The 17,886-nt window shown below is 32.8% G+C and carries 10 protein-coding genes; 5 read left to right on the forward strand and 5 right to left on the reverse strand.

Annotation, left to right across the window (positions count from 1 at the left end; translation table 11 throughout):
* Nucleotides 1–144: 144 nt before the first annotated feature.
* Nucleotides 145–1,524 (forward strand): carboxypeptidase-like regulatory domain-containing protein, encoded by a 1,380-nt coding sequence (locus C8C83_RS03500; RefSeq protein WP_121326462.1) that lies wholly within the window; start codon nucleotides 145–147, stop codon nucleotides 1,522–1,524.
* A gap of 197 nt (nucleotides 1,525–1,721) precedes the next feature.
* Here the strand turns inward: C8C83_RS03500 and C8C83_RS03505 are convergent, their stop codons facing one another.
* The gene (locus C8C83_RS03505; protein ID WP_121326463.1) at nucleotides 1,722–3,986 is read right to left on the reverse strand and encodes an aconitate hydratase; all 2,265 of its coding nucleotides are present in this window, start codon (nucleotides 3,984–3,986) and stop codon (nucleotides 1,722–1,724) included.
* A gap of 130 nt (nucleotides 3,987–4,116) precedes the next feature.
* Nucleotides 4,117–6,888 carry a bifunctional aconitate hydratase 2/2-methylisocitrate dehydratase gene (locus tag C8C83_RS03510; protein ID WP_121326464.1) on the reverse strand — a complete coding sequence of 924 codons (2,772 nt, stop codon included), beginning with the start codon at nucleotides 6,886–6,888 and terminating at the stop codon, nucleotides 4,117–4,119.
* A 433-nt stretch (nucleotides 6,889–7,321) separates the two neighbouring features.
* On the opposite strand from C8C83_RS03510, the gene C8C83_RS03515 reads away from it, so the two are divergent.
* A complete protein-coding gene (locus C8C83_RS03515) occupies nucleotides 7,322–9,817 on the forward strand; it encodes an XrtN system VIT domain-containing protein (RefSeq protein ID WP_121326465.1) in 2,496 nt (831 codons plus the stop codon).
* Nucleotides 9,817–11,058: an exosortase N gene (gene xrtN / locus C8C83_RS03520; RefSeq protein ID WP_158598133.1), complete on the forward strand. Its 1,242-nt coding sequence runs from the start codon at nucleotides 9,817–9,819 to the stop codon at nucleotides 11,056–11,058. Before C8C83_RS03515 ends, xrtN begins: the two co-directional genes overlap by 1 nt.
* Before the next feature lie 62 nt (nucleotides 11,059–11,120).
* Here the strand turns inward: xrtN and C8C83_RS03525 are convergent, their stop codons facing one another.
* A complete protein-coding gene (locus tag C8C83_RS03525; RefSeq protein ID WP_121326467.1) occupies nucleotides 11,121–12,074 on the reverse strand; it encodes a MoxR family ATPase in 954 nt (317 codons plus the stop codon).
* A gap of 78 nt (nucleotides 12,075–12,152) precedes the next feature.
* On the reverse strand, nucleotides 12,153–13,583 hold the full coding sequence (locus C8C83_RS03530) for a peptidylprolyl isomerase (protein WP_121326468.1): 1,431 nt from the start codon (nucleotides 13,581–13,583) through the stop codon (nucleotides 12,153–12,155).
* Nucleotides 13,584–14,122: 539 nt separating this feature from the next.
* On the opposite strand from C8C83_RS03530, the gene C8C83_RS03535 reads away from it, so the two are divergent.
* Complete coding sequence (locus C8C83_RS03535; RefSeq protein ID WP_121326469.1) at nucleotides 14,123–15,565, forward strand: alpha-amylase; 1,443 nt, start codon at nucleotides 14,123–14,125, stop codon at nucleotides 15,563–15,565.
* A gap of 159 nt (nucleotides 15,566–15,724) precedes the next feature.
* Nucleotides 15,725–17,317, forward strand: a complete 1,593-nt coding sequence (locus C8C83_RS03540) for a peptide chain release factor 3 (RefSeq protein WP_121326470.1) — start codon at nucleotides 15,725–15,727, stop codon at nucleotides 17,315–17,317.
* Between the two features lie 251 nt (nucleotides 17,318–17,568).
* Here C8C83_RS03540 and C8C83_RS03545 read toward each other — a convergent pair whose 3' ends face one another.
* Entirely contained in the window at nucleotides 17,569–17,880 is a 312-nt protein-coding gene (locus C8C83_RS03545) for a DUF3467 domain-containing protein (protein ID WP_099711150.1), read from the reverse strand.
* Between the last annotated feature and the right edge of the window lie 6 nt (nucleotides 17,881–17,886).

The raw sequence follows: 17,886 nt of genomic DNA on the forward strand, positions 1-17,886 counted from the left end.
AATATAAAACATAAACGTTTTTTAACAACTAATTTAATTGAAATTAACAGACTCGGCACAGAAATTGAGCCAACATTTTGAAACACTACACTTTATACAAATAAGTATTTTTTAATGGTAAACTAACCCATAAACCGAAAACTTGTGAAAAAACTACTCCTTATTATCTTTTTTCTGCCATTAATAACAATAGCTCAAAATATAAAAGGCATTATTTTTTCTCAAAAAACAGATCTTCCTATTGAAGACACTAATGTTTTTGCTCTATCGAGTAACACCGGAACTTTATCAAATGTAAAAGGTGAATTTGCATTAAAACTTGACACCAAATTTAAAGACAGTGACACTTTACAGTTTTCTCATATTGGCTTTATTACCACAAAAATCTCCATAACTGATTTAAAGAAATTAGATTTTAAGGTTTCTCTTCCTGAAGATGTCGAAAATTTATCCGGAGTGACCATTTCCGCAAATCAGAAACTGACTTTGAAATCGAAACTTTCCTTTAAGAAGCTTTCAGCTTTAAAGAATCCAGTTTTTGCATTTGGTTCTTTTTTGAAAGATGAAAAAATTTATGTTATTGGTGGAGATGCTTCTTTTGATTCGGATGCTTTTAAAAAAGTCCGATTAGAAAAGCCTGATTTTTCTTTAAAAGATTATTTAGATGAAATAAAATACAACACAACTCTTTTTTATTATAAAGGAGATTTTTCGACCTATAATATTAAAACAGATTCCTGGGAAGTTTCCAATTTAAAATTTAAGAAAAGAGCATTTCATAATATTCACTTCTATAATAACTCTATATACGTTCTTGGAGGAAAGAGAATTTCTGTAAACGGAAAATTCGAATATTTGCAAGATCAAATTGAAGTTTTAGACCTTGACAAACAAACTATTAAAACTGACAACACAAATCCGCATCAAGCTGCTAATTTTGCATCTTTTCTTTATAAGGATAATATTATTGTAATGGGTGGCTCTGTAAAAATGTCCGAAAAAGGTAAAAAAGATTTTTCGAATAAGATGCACTTATACAATCTTACTTCGGGATATTGGTATGAACTAGACAATATGTCAACAGCAAAAGAAGCCACCGGAATTCTAATCGACGACAAAATTTATCTCATTGGCGGCAACAACGGAAATCCTATTTCTCAAATCGAATCTTTTGATTTAATTTCACAAAAATGGCAAATCGAAGGTGAATTATTTTCAGGATTAGAAAGACCCGCTATCACTTATCACGATAACATCATTTATATTTTTGAAAATCAAAAAATGCTTGTGTACGATCTAAAAACTAAACAACTAAAAGAATACATAGTTGAATTAGGCTTGCAACTTTCGGCTATGTATTATGATACTAATAAATTGTATATTTTAGGAGGACGTACTGAAAACGAATATTCTACAATACCTTCTGCAAATGTATTCAGCATTGATACAGAGGAATTTAAAACTACACAACCTAACAGAATTAAAGTTTTATCTGGGGGATCAATTTTACCTAAAGCAGATTAATAAGACTGATAGAGTTATCTAAAAAACGTCTTTTCTTATACAAATCAGAGCCCTAGCCCAGATAGAAGCGGCATCCTTTTATTTTTTTCTTTAAAAAATAAAAGATATAGTGAATAGCTGGAAATAGCTCCTAAACAAAAACAAAAAAAAACGCCCTGTTTTCACAGAGCGTTCTTGGTATAATTGAATCTTAAAGATTAAGCTTTTCCGGCAGCAATTAAGTTTAATGCTGAACCTGCAACGAACCAGCCAATTTGACCTGCATTGTAAGTATGGTTTGCCAAGATTATATCTTTTGTACCATTTGCATGAACGAATTCTAATGTTAATGGTTTTCCCGGAGCGAATTCAGTTAAATCAGTAAAATTGATTGTATCGTCTTCCTGAATTTTATCGTAATCAGCTTCGTTTGCGAATGTTAATCCTAAAAGTCCTTGTTTTTTAAGGTTTGTTTCATGAATACGGGCAAAAGATTTTACCAATACCGCTTTAACCCCCAGGAAACGTGGCTCCATTGCAGCATGCTCACGTGACGAACCTTCGCCATAATTGTGATCTCCAACAACGATAGACGGAACTCCAGCCCCTTTATAAGCACGTGCTACAGCAGGAACGGCATCGTAAGTACCTGTTAATTGATTTTTTACTGAGTTTGTTTTTTGGTTGAATGCATTTACAGCACCAATCAACATATTGTTTGAAATATTATCTAAATGTCCGCGGAAACGTAACCATGGTCCAGCCATAGAAATGTGATCTGTTGTACATTTTCCGAATGCTTTGATTAACAATTTTGCACCTGTAATGTTTTTACCATCCCAAGCATCAAACGGAGCTAATAATTGCAAACGCTCTGATGTTGGACTAACCACAACCTGAACTCCTGAACCGTCTTCTGCAGGAACCTGGAATCCTGGATCTTTTACATCAAATCCTCTTGGAGGCAATTCGTCTCCTGTTGGTGCTTCAAGCCTTACTTCTTCTCCATCTTCGTTGATTAACGTATCTGTTAAAGGGTTAAAACCAAGATCTCCCGCAATTGCCATTGCAGTAACCAATTCTGGCGAACCTACGAAAGCTAAAGTGTTTGGGTTACCATCTGCACGTTTTGAGAAGTTACGGTTGAAAGAGTGAACGATTGTATTTCTTTCTTCTTTCTCTGCTCCATCTCTATCCCACATACCAATACATGGTCCGCAAGCATTTGCAAAAACGGTTGCTCCAATTTTTTCAAAAGTATCAATAAATCCGTCTCTTTCGATTGTATAACGAACAACTTCTGAACCTGGAGTAATTGTAAACTGAGATTTAGTTTTTAAATTTTTAGCACTTACTTGTCTTGCCAAAGAAGCTGCACGCGAGATATCTTCGTAAGATGAGTTTGTACATGAACCAATTAAACCAACCTGAATTTGTAACGGCCAGTTATTTTTGATTGCTGTTTCTTTCATTTTAGAAATTGGCGTAGCTAAATCCGGTGTAAATGGTCCGTTTAAGTGTGGCTCTAATTCTGTTAAATTGATTTCGATAACCTGATCAAAATATTGCTCTGGATTAGCATAAACCTCAGGATCTCCAGTTAAGTAAGAAGCTACTTTGTCTGCAGCATCTGCAACATCGGCTCTGTTTGTAGAACGCAGGTAACGACTCATAGAATCATCATATCCAAAAGTTGAAGTTGTAGCTCCAATTTCTGCTCCCATGTTACAAATTGTACCTTTACCAGTACAAGACATAGAAGTTGCGCCTTCTCCAAAATATTCTACGATTGCACCAGTTCCTCCTTTTACAGTAAGAATACCAGCAACTTTAAGGATAACATCTTTAGGAGCTGTCCATCCTGATAATTTACCCGTTAGTTTTACTCCAATTAATTTAGGAAATTTCAATTCCCAAGCCATTCCTGACATAACATCTACAGCATCAGCTCCACCAACACCAATAGCTACCATTCCTAAACCACCAGCATTTACAGTGTGAGAATCGGTACCAATCATCATTCCTCCAGGAAAAGCATAATTCTCAAGCACTACTTGGTGAATAATACCTGCTCCTGGTTTCCAGAAACCAATTCCGTATTTATTAGAAACTGACGACAAGAAGTCGAAAACTTCATTACTTTGAGTTTTTGCTCTCGCCAAATCTGTTGCGGCATCTACTTTTGCCTGAATCAAGTGATCACAGTGAACAGTTGTAGGCACTGCTACTTTGGGTTTTCCGGCATGCATAAATTGCAATAATGCCATTTGAGCGGTTGCATCCTGACACGCTACACGGTCCGGTGCAAAATCAACATAATCTACTCCTCTTCCAAACGCCTGAGTTGGATTTCCGTCCCAAAGGTGATTGTATAAAATTTTCTCTGTTAAGGTAAGCGGACGGCCAACAATCTCGCGTGCTTTATCAACACGACCTGGCATGTTCTCATACACTTTTTTAATCATTTCAATATCAAAAGCCATAAGTATAATTGTTTTTGTTTTTTATATTTTGAACATACCAAGTTACAAAAAATAGAGTAGCCAGAAAAGAAAAAGCCTGAGTTTATTGACTCAGGCTTTTTATCTATAATGATTATAACTAATCGCGTGATTACATCACCAACAGTTTGTGAGAAGGTGCAAATCTAGTCAAGCTAATACCATCAACTGCAGCTGTATACTCTTCTAATGTTGGAGTTCTACCTAAAATTGTAGATAAAACTACTACCGGCGTAGAAGAAAGTAATGACTCTCCTTTTTTACCTTCGGTATCTTCTACAACCCTTCCTTGGAAAAGACGCGTTGAAGTTGCCATTACAGTATCTCCTTTTGCTGCTTTTTCCTGGTTACCCATACAAAGGTTACAACCCGGACGCTCTAAGTACAACATGTTTTCGTATTCTGTACGTGCTGCTCCTTTTGGCGCATTATCGTTAAATTCGAAACCTGAATATTTTTGTAAAACTTCCCAATCACCTTCAGCTTTAAGTTCATCTACAATATTATATGTAGGTGGCGCTACTACAAGTGGCGCTTTGAACTCAACTTTACCATGAAGATCTTCGATGTTTTTAAGCATTTGAGCTAAAATCTTCATATCTCCTTTGTGAACCATACAAGAACCAATAAATCCAAGATCTACTTTTTTCTCTCCTCCGTAGAAAGAAAGAGGTCTGATTGTATCGTGCGTATATCTTTTAGAAACATCCACATTGTTTACGTCTGGATCCGCAATCATAGGCTCGATAATTTGATCAAGATCTACAACAACTTCAGCATAATACTTCGCATTTGCATCTGGAGTAAGAGCTGGTTTTTCAGCTGATTTAATCTCTGTAATTCTCTTATCTGCTTTATTGATTAATCCTTGAAGAACTTGTTTTTCATTGTCCATTCCTTTGCCGATCATGATCTGGATTCTGCTTTTTGCAATCTCAAGAGATTCAATTAAAGTATCATCCTCAGAAATACAGATAGAAGCTTTTGCTTTCATCTCTGCAGTCCAGTCTGTAAATGTAAATGCCTGATCAGCAGTAAGAGTTCCTAAATGAACCTCAATAATTCTACCTTGGAATACATTCTCTCCACCAAACTTCTTAAGCATTTGAGCTTGTGTTGAGTGAACTACATCACGGAAGTCCATGTAATCTTTCATTTCTCCTTTGAAAGTAACTTTTACAGATTCCGGAATTGGCATAGAAGCCTCACCAGTAGCAAGTGCAAGAGCAACTGTTCCTGAGTCAGCACCAAAAGCAACACCTTTTGACATTCTTGTATGAGAGTCACCACCAATAATGATAGCCCACTCATCAATAGTAATATCGTTAAGAACTTTGTGAATTACATCTGTCATTGAATGATAAACTCCTTTAGGATCACGAGCCGTAATTAAACCGAAATCGTTCATGAATTTCATCAACTTTGGAATATTAGCCTGAGCTTTTTTATCCCATACAGAAGCTGTGTGACATCCAGATTGGTAAGCACCGTCAACGATTGGTGAAATTACTGTAGCAGCCATAGATTCTAATTCCTGAGCAGTCATAAGACCAGTCGTATCTTGAGAACCTACGATATTTACTTCTACACGAACATCTGAACCTGCGTGTAATACTTTACCCGGAATGATTCCAACAGCGTTTCTGTTAAAGATTTTTTCTACAGCTGTAAGACCTTGTCCTTCAATAGAAATCTCTTTTGACGGAGCAAATACAAGAGGAGCTTCAATGTCTAAAATTTTAGCTGCCAATGTCTGAAGTTTTTTACCAAATACAATTGCATATGATCCTCCAGCTTTAATAAATTCCATTTTTTGAGGCGTGAATGCCTTAGAAATGTCAATTAATTCTTGATCTCCGTTATAAAGTTTCTTAGTTTTTGTATTGATAGTTAATACAGTACCAGTAGCAACTGAGTAAGCTTCTTCTAAGATTGGCTCATTATTCTCATTACGAATAACATTTCCATCTGCATCAAGTTTTTTAACCCAGTTTTTAAGGTCTAAACCAATACCTCCGGTTACGTCAACAGTTGTTAGGAAAATTGGAGAAATTCCGTTTGTTCCTGCAACAATTGGAGCAATATTAATAAACGGAACATATGGACTTGCTTGTTTACCAGTCCAAAGTGCCACGTTATTTACTCCTGACATTCTAGATGAACCTACACCCATTGTACCTTTTTCAGCAATCAACATAACGCTTGCATCAGGATGTTTTGCTTGTAATGCTTTAATTTCTTCTTGTGCCTGAGGCGTAATCATACATTTACCATGAAGTTCACGGTCAGAACGAGAGTGCGCCTGATTACCCGGAGAAAGCAAATCTGTAGAAATGTCTCCTTCACCAGCGATATATGTAACAACTTTAATTTCTTCAACTACTTCTGGCAAAGTTGTAAAAAACTCCGCCTGAGCATAACTTTTAATAATCTCTATTGCAGCTGCATTACCATTTTTGAATGCCTCTTTTAGACGATCTGTATCTGCCTCATAAAGGTAAACTTGTGTCTTAAGAACTTTTGCAGCTTCACTTGCAATTGCAGCATCATTACCAAGTGCTAAATCCAGTAAAACTTCAATAGAAGGTCCACCTTTCATGTGTGATAACAAATCAAAAGCAAAAGCAGAAGTAATTTCTTTTACTACAGCTTCGCCAAGAATAATTTCTTTCAAAAACTTAGCTTTTGTACCCGCAGCGCTCGTAGTTCCCGGTACAACATTATAAATAAAAAAGTTAAGAGAATCTGCTCTATACTCGTTATTCAAATCTTTAATTTGTTCAATGATTTCGCTTAATAATTCAGCTCCATCAATTGGTTTCGGGTTAAGCCCTTGACCTTTTCGTTCTTCAATTTCTTGGATGTAATCCTGATAAATATTCATAATAAAAGTCTTTTCTAGGTATTTTATTTTTTTTGTACGCAAATTTAAGTATTAAAGCCGAGAATTAAAAAAAATATAATAGAAGTCGCCTTTTCAAAAATTATTATTGTTAAAAAACGATTTTGACTGCTTGTTTTTGCCAAAATAGCAGTTTTGCATTAAAAAAATGAATTATTAATATTTTAATATCTTTTCTTTAACAAAGTCGGAATTCATTGTTAAAAAGGAAGTCAGATTTTACCTCGTTTTTAACTAAGAATCTTTCTAAATTAAAATTTACAACGTTATAGTTGCGATTTTTGACGTCTGTTTTTAGTCTTTTTCCTGAGTTAAAATTTTATCAAATTTCACATTAAAAAAAACACATAAAACATTTGTAATTCAATTTTTATTTTAACTTTGTAATTCAAAGTTCTTTCAAAAACATAAAACTATGAAATACAAATTAGAAAATGCGAATGATTATTTTAATCAAATTGGAGTTGGATTAAGTTTATTCACCAGTTTATTCAGTGGTCTTTTTTTATTGATTTTATTATTAAATGAAAACACTAAATTTTACGGTGCCGGAGCATTGGGTACTCTTACATTGATAATGGAGTTTGTTTACGGAGTTACCGTTACATTCCTTATTCTTAGAAATAGAGAAAAATACCTTCATTTAACTCCTTTTCTTATACTAAACTGGTTTATTGGATGTTTCTGTTTAAACACTTTCGTACCTATATTTGAAGATCTTCCGTTCTGGGTTTACCTCACTACTTTGGTCTTTTTTATTAGCAATTTTTTCATTTACCAAAAATCACAAGAAAATAGTTTTACTTTTTCTCTCTTTTTTATAAATGGATTATCTTATACTATAATATTGTATTTCACATTCTATCTATTACCTCTCACTCCTTTTGCCTGCATTGGAATCCTATTATTAGGAATTGGTTTTTATGCATTAGTCCCTTTACTTGTTTCCGTTATTCATATCATAACTATAGCTCGTTATTTGCAGGAAAACAGAAAGCAATTTATTTCGTTCAGTGCAGGTTTTGGATTTGTATTAATTATCTTGTTTTCTTTTGTTGTAATGCTTGACAGAGAAAGTAGACTCATCAATGTTAGACGTCCCATGAATTCTTTTACTTCTAATGAAGATTTACCGAATTATATTAAAATATCACAAAGTCTTGAACCAAACTTTTTTAATGAAATTTTACTAAAAAAAGACATTGTTTATACTGGTCCTGACAAGTTCTTTGATTATGATCTTGGTTCTTTTGGAATGAAACAATTTAACGAAAGAAAAGTCCACAATCCTTTTATTACAATAGCTTACATTTTCTGTGAAGATCTTGATCTGAGTCAAGACGACCGAATTAATATTCTTAAATCTAATTTTGACAAACGATTAGAAACAGAAGAGCAATTGTGGAGTGGTGAAGATTTGATTACCAAAGACATCAAAGAAGATGTAAAATTATATCCAGACAGCAGGCTTGCTTATACAGAAATTACCATGAATATTGCCTGTAATAAAGATACATGGAGTGATCAGGAAGCTATTTATTCTTTCCAACTTCCTGAAGGTTCTGTTGCAACTTCACTTTCATTATGGGTAAACGGCATTGAACGCAAAGGAGTTTTAACAACTAAAGAGAAAGCTAAAGCAGCTTACAATCAAATTGTTGGTGTAGAAAGCCGCGATCCATCATTAATGCAATGGAAAGAAGGAAACAAAGTTGTCGTGAGGGTTTTTCCTGTAAGTTATAAAACCCCAAGAACTTTTAAATGCGGTTTTACCACTCCTCTAAAAATGGAAGATAATAAATTGAAATACGAAAGCCTTTCTATTAAAGGTCCAAATATTTCAAATGCTTCTACAATTTCCAGAATCCAGATGACAGGAAAAAGTGATGTAGAGACAAGTAAGAATTTTAAAATGCAAAATAATTTCTATATCAATGAATCAAAAGGTCTTGATGATTGGCAGGCAATAATACCGTTGAGCAAAATATCGAAGCTAAATTCTTTTGCCTGGAAGGATAAAATATACGAAGTAAAAGAGAGTAAAAAAGTGAACGTTCCTTTTAATGCATCAGAAGTCATTTTAGATTTAAACAGCAACTGGACAACTCAGGAAATTGAATCATTTGTAAGCTTAAAAGGAAAAGAATTTTATGTGTATGACAACAAAGAGAAAAAAGCAATAACCAAAGAAAATTTTGAAACTATTTTTTTTAATTTCAAATACTTACACTACTCTTTATTACCTCTGTTTGAAATCAAAAAAAATAGCTTGATTATCACCAAATCTGGAAATTTTTCTGCAAATTTTGAAGAACTTAATGAATCTGAATATTTAAAAAAGATTAGAAGCAAGACTAAATCTCAAAACTTGAAAGTTATTAATATTTCCGGGAACATTAATCCGTTTTGGCAGACTGTAAAAGAGCAAAAATATGTAGACTTTTATCAGACAAGCTTGAGAAATAGTTTAAAAATGCTGCAGGGAAATTATTTCATCAAATATAAAACTGCCAATAATGTAGTTAATATTGAGCCTTCAAACATTTCGATTCAGGAAAAACCAAAAGACAGTATTTCTAAAAGTAATGGTCCAAATCATATTTACAGAATGTATGCTTTTGGAAAAGTTTTAGAAGAACAAGTTAAAATTCAAAATGATTCTTTGGTTCAAAACCAATATGTAGATTTAGCCAAAGATGCCAATATCGTAACGCCAATATCTTCTTTGATTGTTCTTGAAACTGACAAAGATTACAAAAATAACGGAATTGAGAAAAACGTCAACACTTTAGGAAACGCTTCTATCAATAACGATGGTGCTGTTCCCGAACCACACGAATGGTTATTGATTATTCTTGGATCAACAATACTTTTTATGTATTACAGAAAAACAAAAAAGCAAACTGTATAATGACTGATTTTTTAATTCAATATAAAAAAGCAATCCTCCTCTTTATTTTAATTTCCCTCTTGGGGATCAACTATACTATTGTATTAAATGGTTTTGATAGTAATCTTTTTGGGATTGTTTTTTCTATATTATTATTTGTCATCGGGGGTAGAAAAACTTCATTCAATATGAACTACCCTCTTTTGGGATTAATTTTTCTATTAGAATTCGTCAGTTATCGTTTGCATACTAAATCTTTACATTTTTTAGCATTATCAATATCAGTCTGTTTTGTCTATTATTGTTTTACACAAAAATTTTCGTTCATTGCTTTTATCTGCATTATGTTATTTTCGTCGCTCTTCAATACTTTTTTTGATTATTTAACGGTCGAAATCAAGCAAACACTTTGTTACGGTGTATACCTAACTTTAAAAGACATCATTCCGATTACCAAAATAGAAGGCGTCAATTTTTACATCGATAATGCAAAAATTACAATAGATACCGCTTGCATGGGATTATCGATGTTTAAAACCGGTTTACTCGCAGGAGCTTTTTTACTGACTCTGGAAGAACGAAAACAAGAGAAATATTTTAATATTAAACAAATTCTCATTTTCTGCATTCTATTGATTTTATTAAATATTGTTTCAAATTATTTCAGAATCATAACGCTTATTTTGTTTAATTGTACCGAAGAAAATGCACTTCATCACACCATTGGTTTGCTTTGTTTTGTGTTTTATCAAATTGTTCCAATGTTATTTTTAGTTCGCCTTTTCAAACCAAAAAAAGAAGCAATCACAAATGACAAAACCAAGAACACTACTTTATTTCCCATTATAACAGCAATGTTAATTCTATTTGCAACCAGTTTAGAATTCAAACAAGAACAAGATTACAAATTACTGGATAATATAAATTCTGACTATAATATTAATAAAGGTATTTGGGTAAACACAGAAGTTTTTAAGATTGTAACTCCTGAAAAACTCATTTACATTAAAACACCAGCACACAATCCCTTGATTTGCTGGACAGGAAATGGTTATAAAGTAATAGAATCAAAAGTGATAAAGAAAAATAATGAAGAAATATGTTTTGTTCGAATGGAGAAAAATAACATTCAATACTTTTCTTATTGGTGGTATGAATGTGGCAAAACAAAATATACTTCGCTAATTGAGGTATTACTTGTCAAACTCTTTTACAATAAATCAATCCGACTTGTAAACGAAACCAGCAAAACTCCTTTATAGAAAAAAAAGCCTAACTAATTATGAAGAAATCAGTTAGGCTTTTTTTTATGCTTTATATATGCTTACATTAGCTTTTGAATAATAATTTCTTCTGTAATTCCTTCGGCATCTGCTTTGTAGTTCTTAATAATTCTGTGGCGTAAAATTCCAGTCGCAACAGCTTTTACATCTTCAATATCCGGTGAGAATTTACCATTGAAAGCGGCATGCGCTTTTGCTGCCAAAATTAAATTTTGAGACGCTCTTGGTCCCGCTCCCCAATCTAAATAATTCTTTACAAAATCATTCGACAACTTATTATCCGGACGCGTTTTACTTACCAAAGTTACTGCGTATTCAATAACATTATCAGCAACAGGAATTCTACGAATCAAATGCTGAAAATCGATAATTTCCTGAGCAGTAAACAACGGATTAATAGTCGTTTTAACATCAGAAGTCGTACGTTTTACAACTAATACTTCTTCTTCAAAACTTGGATATTCTAATTTGATTGCAAACATAAAACGGTCTAATTGTGCTTCCGGCAAAGGATAAGTTCCTTCTTGCTCAATTGGATTTTGAGTTGCTAATACAAAATAAGGCAAATCTAATTTATAATTCTGACCTGCAATTGTAACTGAACGTTCCTGCATAGCTTCAAGCAAAGCTGCTTGTGTTTTTGGCGGTGTTCTGTTTATCTCGTCAGCAAGAATGATATTCGAGAAAATTGGTCCTTTAATAAATTTAAAGTGTCTGTTTTCGTCCAGAATCTCACTTCCCAAAATATCCGAAGGCATTAAATCAGGTGTAAACTGAATTCTTTTAAAATCCAAACCTAAAGCTTGCGCCAAAGTATTAATCATTAAAGTTTTTGCTAATCCTGGAACACCAATTAAAAGTGCGTGTCCTCCAGAAAATATACAAAGTAAAATTTGATCTACAACTTCATCTTGCCCTACAATTATTTTTGCTATTTCGGCTTTTAATTCGTTTCGTTTTTGAACCAGATTGTGAATTGCTGTTACGTCAGACATCTATGAATATATTTTAAATTAAAAAGAGTTAGTGCTATGAATTCATAAAACTAACTCTTTTTCTTTATTTAATAAAAATTATTTTTTCAACCAATTGTATACAAACTTACAATCTCTGTACTCTCCAATAATTTTGATATAAGTATCTTTAATTTTAGTATCAAACCATTTAGAAATTGTTGTGATTTGTTTTTCTTTTAATGCTAATTCTTTAATTTTTGTATAATCCTTAGCATAATCAGCAACGTGCTCATCGATTCTATTTGTAACGGTAATTAACTTATATGTTTTTTTACCTTTATCATCAACATTTAAAAGCGGTTGAGAAACTTCGTCATCTTTCAAATTAGAAACCTGACTGTATAATGTAGGATCCATTTTAGTCAACTCAAAACGCGTATCCTGTGTATTTGGATTTACCAAAGTTCCTCCGTTTGCTCTTGTTTCTTTTTCATCAGATTCTGTTCTTGCAGCATCTGCAAAAGAAATCTCTTTGCTTACAATCTTATTTCTAATATTAGTAATTCTTTCTTTAGCATCTTTCAAAGCGTCTTCAGAAACCGTTGGAGCAATTAAAATATGACGTAATTCAACTTCTTGTCCTTTAATTTTTTCTACCATAATAATATGATATCCAAAAGTAGTTTCAAAAGGTTCCGAAACTTCTCCTTCTCCTAAACTAAAAGCAACATCTTTAAATTCTTTTACAAAAGGAGTTTTTCTTGTCATTTTATAATATCCTCCGTTTGGTGCTGATCCAGGATCCTGAGAATATAAAACCGCTTTTGTAGCAAAACTTGATCCTTCAAGAACATCTTTACGAATTGCATTTAATCTATCGATTACTTTTTGTTTGTCTTCTTTAGAAACTTTAGGTTCAACCACAATTTGTGCTACTTCCATTTCTGCTCCAAAAGTTGGTAATTCTTCTTTTGGTATTTTTTTAAAGAAATTACGAACCTCTTCTGGTGTTATTTCTACAGCATCTACGATTTTCTTAGTCATTTCCTGAGCTAATTTTTGCTCTTTTAAGATGTCAGCAAAATAAGTTTTAAATTCCTCTACAGAATTTTTCTTATAATACGCTACAACTTTATTGATGTCTCCAACTTGTTGAACCATATAGTTCAATCGATCGTCCATCATTCCTCTAACTTCTGCATCACTAACAATGATACTATCCTGAATCGCCTGATGTGCATATAATTTATCTTCTAAAAGTTTTCCAAGCATTTGGCATCTTGTAATATCTTTTATAGAACCTCCTTGTGCTGTAATCTCCAAATATCCTTTATCAATATCAGAATCTAAAACAATATAATCTCCAACATTAGCAATAATACCATCAACTTTCAGCTTTTGGCCAGGGGCAACTTGAACTGGTTTCTTAACTACAGTATCTTTTATAATTTCCTGAGCCGAAATAATTGAGGTGAAAAAAAGTAAAAAACACATTGTCAATACTAGCTTGTAATCAATTGTTTTTAGCTGTAATTTTTTTAATAACATTATTTTAAATTTAATTTGAATGTAAAGATCTTGTTTTTAGAATTCCGTTTTAAACTAAAATCAACTTAACCTATATTTTCAGAAATGACTCTAAAAACACTAAATATTTAAGATCTAGTTCTTTTAACTTATGCCGAACAAAAATAACAATTCAATTACATAATACAACTATCAGCTATACTATTAACAAAAAATTATATGGAGTACACCTAAATTTCATAACAGAAACACCAATTGGGAGAGATTAATCTTTTCAAAACAGCAAAATAATTGTTTTTATTCCTTTAAAAATCCTGCAATTATCAAAATAATACAATTCACAAACTGTTAAATTACAGTTGAATAAAAAAAAGTTTTTAACACTACAACGTTTTCGTTGTATAACTATTTTCTTATAAAAACCGATCGATACAAAAAATATATACTTTAGATGAATAATCTACAATTTATAGATGTAAAAATTACGAATTATTCGTTTTTAACCCTCTATAAATATGTAATTACAACTTTATTTATCTAACCTTAACCAAATCTCGATTATGAAAAAACCTAATGCAAAGATTTATTTAATTGCAGCTTTTACAGCATTTTTCTGTTCTTGCTCGCAAAATGAAACAAACGAAGGCGATTCAAAAGCTGAAAGCCAGAAATTTGAAATCATTAATGTAACTCATCATGATGGAAAACCTTTTAGTACAGGACTTTCTAAATCATCATCCACAGGGAAATATGTAGACAATCCTGGCGGAGGAGTCATGATGCAAGCCTTTTATTGGGATGTTCCCGCTGGTGGAAACTGGTGGAATACCGTAAGCGGAAAAGTAGCCGCTTGGGGTAACGCAGGAATTGGCTCAATATGGTTACCTCCTGCTTCAAAAGCACAAAATGGTGCTTTCTCTATGGGATATGACCCTACAGATTATTTTGACTTTGGAGATTACAACCAAAATGGCTCTACAGAAACAAGATTCGGATCTAAAACGGAGCTTGTAAACTTAATCACAAATGCTCATACTGAAAACCTTAAAGTATATGCAGATATCGTAATTAATCACAATAGCGGTGGTCAATCTGAAGCAAATCCGTTTACAGGAACAAATACGTGGACTAATTTTACCGGAGTTGCTTCTGGAAAATTCCCACGTAATTATAATGACTTTTACAAAAACAGTTATGGTAATAATGACGAAGGAGCTTTTGGTGGTTTTCCTGATTTATGTCATGCGGCTCCAAATGTTCAAAACTGGTTGTGGCTTAGAACTGACGGGGTTGGTAAATATTACAAAAACACTATGAAATTTGACGGTTGGAGATTTGATTATGTAAAAGGATTTGCTCCTTGGGTTGTACATGATTGGAATGCAAATGTAGGCGGATTTTCAGTTGGAGAATATTGGGATGCAAATGTAAATACATTAGAATGGTGGGCAAACAATGCTAACAGTTCAGTATTTGACTTTGCTTGTTACTACAAAATGAATGACGCTTTTGACGGAAATAATCTTGCGTTATTAAACGACGACATGATGTGGAAAAGAAATCCATACAAAGCTGTTACGTTTGTAACAAATCACGATACAGATGAAATTTCGAATAAATTATTAGCGTATTCTTATATATTAACACATGAAGGATATCCAACAATTTTCTATAGAGATTATGAAGAATGGTTGGACAAAAACAAATTAAACAACCTAATCTGGATTCACAATAATAAAGCGACCGGAACAACTTCAATTTTATATTCGGATAATGATGAGTATGTCGCAAGAAGAAATGGTTACAACGGAAATCCTGGATTAGTTGTATATATCAACAATTCAGATTCATGGCAAGAAAGATGGATTCAAACCAATTGGGCGAATACACAAATTAAAGATTTTACAGGAAACTCAACTTGGTATCCAACAACTCAGGCCGATAAATGGGTAAAAATACAATGTCCTCCAAAAGGATATTCAGTTTGGTCTATTAATCAGTAATTTTAAGTTTAGACTATTTATTAAGGCTGTCGTAAAAAACAGCCTTATTTTTTTGCCTGTAAATTATCTCTAATAAATTGAAAGAGTTCCTAATTTAAGAAGTGAATATTTTTATTAAGCCGTAATTAATAGTACTTTTGCAACCTATTTATACGAAATATGAGCTTTTTAAAAGAAATACAACGCAGAAGAACATTTGGAATTATATCGCATCCTGATGCCGGTAAAACAACTTTAACTGAAAAATTATTGTTGTTTGGAGGAGCTATTCAGGAAGCAGGTGCTGTAAAAAACAATAAAATTAAAAAAGGAGCAACGAGTGATTTCATGGAAATCGAACGCCAAAGAGGTATTTCGGTTTCAACCTCTGTACTTGCTTTTAATTATAAAGACAAAAAAATCAACATTCTTGATACTCCGGGACACAAGGATTTTGCCGAAGATACTTTTAGAACTTTAACTGCTGTTGATAGCGTTATTGTTGTAATTGACGTTGCAAAAGGGGTTGAGGAACAAACTGAAAAATTGGTTGCAGTTTGTAGAATGCGTAACATTCCGATGATTGTTTTCATCAATAAATTAGATCGTGAAGGTAAAGATGCTTTTGATTTGATGGATGAAGTGGAACAAAAATTGGGATTAAAAGTTACACCTTTAAGTTTTCCAATTGGTATGGGTTATGATTTCCAGGGAATTTATAATTTATGGGAAGAAAACATCAATCTTTTTAGTGGAGACAGCCGTAAAAATATCGAAGAAACAATTGCTTTCTCTGATGTTCAAAACAATCCTGAACTAGATAAAATTGTTGGTCAAAAAGCAGCTGAAAAACTTCGTGAGGAATTAGAATTAATTGATGAAGTTTATCCAAAATTTGAACGTCAGGATTATTTAGACGGAAAAATTCAGCCTGTATTTTTTGGTTCGGCATTAAATAATTTTGGAGTTCGTGAATTATTAGATTGTTTCGTTTCAATTGCTCCATCACCAAGACCAAAAGATTCTGAAACTCGTTTAGTTGATCCTAAAGAAGAAAAAATGACCGGTTTTGTTTTTAAAATCCATGCTAATATGGATCCAAAACACCGTGATCGTCTTGCATTTATAAAAATTGTTTCCGGAACTTTTGAAAGAAACAAACCTTATTACCATGTTCGTCAAAAGAAAAATTTAAAATTCTCTAGTCCGAATGCCTTTTTTGCTGAGAAAAAAGAAATTGTAGACATTTCATATCCAGGTGATATTGTTGGTTTGCACGATACCGGAAACTTTAAAATTGGTGATACTTTGACAGAAGGTGAAATCATGAGTTTCAAAGGAATTCCAAGTTTCTCACCAGAACACTTTAGATACATTAACAACGCTGATCCTATGAAAGCCAAGCAATTGGACAAAGGTGTTGATCAATTAATGGATGAAGGTGTTGCGCAGTTGTTTACATTAGAAATGAACAATCGTAAAGTAATTGGGACTGTTGGAGCATTACAATATGAGGTTATTCAATATCGTTTAGAGCATGAATATGGTGCTAAATGTACTTATGAGAATTTCCCGGTTCACAAAGCTTGTTGGGTAAAACCTGATGATGCAAAAAATGACGAGTTTAAAGAATTCAAACGTATCAAACAGAAATTCCTGGCTCATGATAAATACGGTCAATTGGTATTTTTAGCCGATTCTGATTTCACGATTCAAATGACACAAAATAAATACCCAAGTGTAAAATTATTCTTCACTTCGGAATTTGATTAAATTTCATTTTGTAAAAACCATAAAAAAAGCGCTAATTTTCATTAGCGCTTTTTTTTAATTTGAATTAAACCAACCTTATACTAAGTCATTATATTTCAAAAATTAATCTCTTTTTTCTAAGAGTCAGCAAAGTAAAACAATACTATCAAATAAGAAAATTTAGTCGACGAAAGTAAAATTAAATCGGATAAACTGCACTTAATTTTAAGTATCATACAAAAAAAAGCCCCATTACTGGGGCTTTTATTAATTTATGCTTGTCCTGCCGGACCAAAATTAAGCGGAATTGGTGCTTGTTCAGTCTCTTTGATTTCGCCATGAGCTGCTTCAAAACGATGAATATTTTCACCAATTGCTTTCAATAATCTTTTAGCATGTTGTGGTGTCAAGACAATTCTTGACTTTACCTTGGCTTTAGGAATACCGGGCATAATGCTCACAAAATCTAAAACAAACTCTGATGATGAATGATTTATAATCGCCAGATTAGAATAAATTCCTTCTGCAATAGTTTCGTCCAACTCAATATTAATCTGCTCTGGTTGTTGTTTCGGATTACTCATAATTTC

It is taken from the genome of Flavobacterium sp. 90 (genome assembly GCF_004339525.1).
Classification (GTDB): Bacteria; Bacteroidota; Bacteroidia; order Flavobacteriales; family Flavobacteriaceae; genus Flavobacterium.

Coding starts and splice junctions, on each gene's coding strand:
- C8C83_RS03505 (WP_121326463.1), bottom strand. CDS start 3,986: ATGGCTTTTGATATTGAAATGATTAAAAAAGTGTATGAGAACATGCCA.
- C8C83_RS03510 (WP_121326464.1), bottom strand. CDS start 6,888: ATGAATATTTATCAGGATTACATCCAAGAAATTGAAGAACGAAAAGGT.
- C8C83_RS03515 (WP_121326465.1), top strand. CDS start 7,322: ATGAAATACAAATTAGAAAATGCGAATGATTATTTTAATCAAATTGGA.
- xrtN (WP_158598133.1), top strand. CDS start 9,817: ATGACTGATTTTTTAATTCAATATAAAAAAGCAATCCTCCTCTTTATT.
- C8C83_RS03525 (WP_121326467.1), bottom strand. CDS start 12,074: ATGTCTGACGTAACAGCAATTCACAATCTGGTTCAAAAACGAAACGAA.
- C8C83_RS03530 (WP_121326468.1), bottom strand. CDS start 13,583: ATGTTATTAAAAAAATTACAGCTAAAAACAATTGATTACAAGCTAGTA.
- C8C83_RS03535 (WP_121326469.1), top strand. CDS start 14,123: ATGAAAAAACCTAATGCAAAGATTTATTTAATTGCAGCTTTTACAGCA.
- C8C83_RS03540 (WP_121326470.1), top strand. CDS start 15,725: ATGAGCTTTTTAAAAGAAATACAACGCAGAAGAACATTTGGAATTATA.
- C8C83_RS03545 (WP_099711150.1), bottom strand. CDS start 17,880: ATGAGTAATCCGAAACAACAACCAGAGCAGATTAATATTGAGTTGGAC.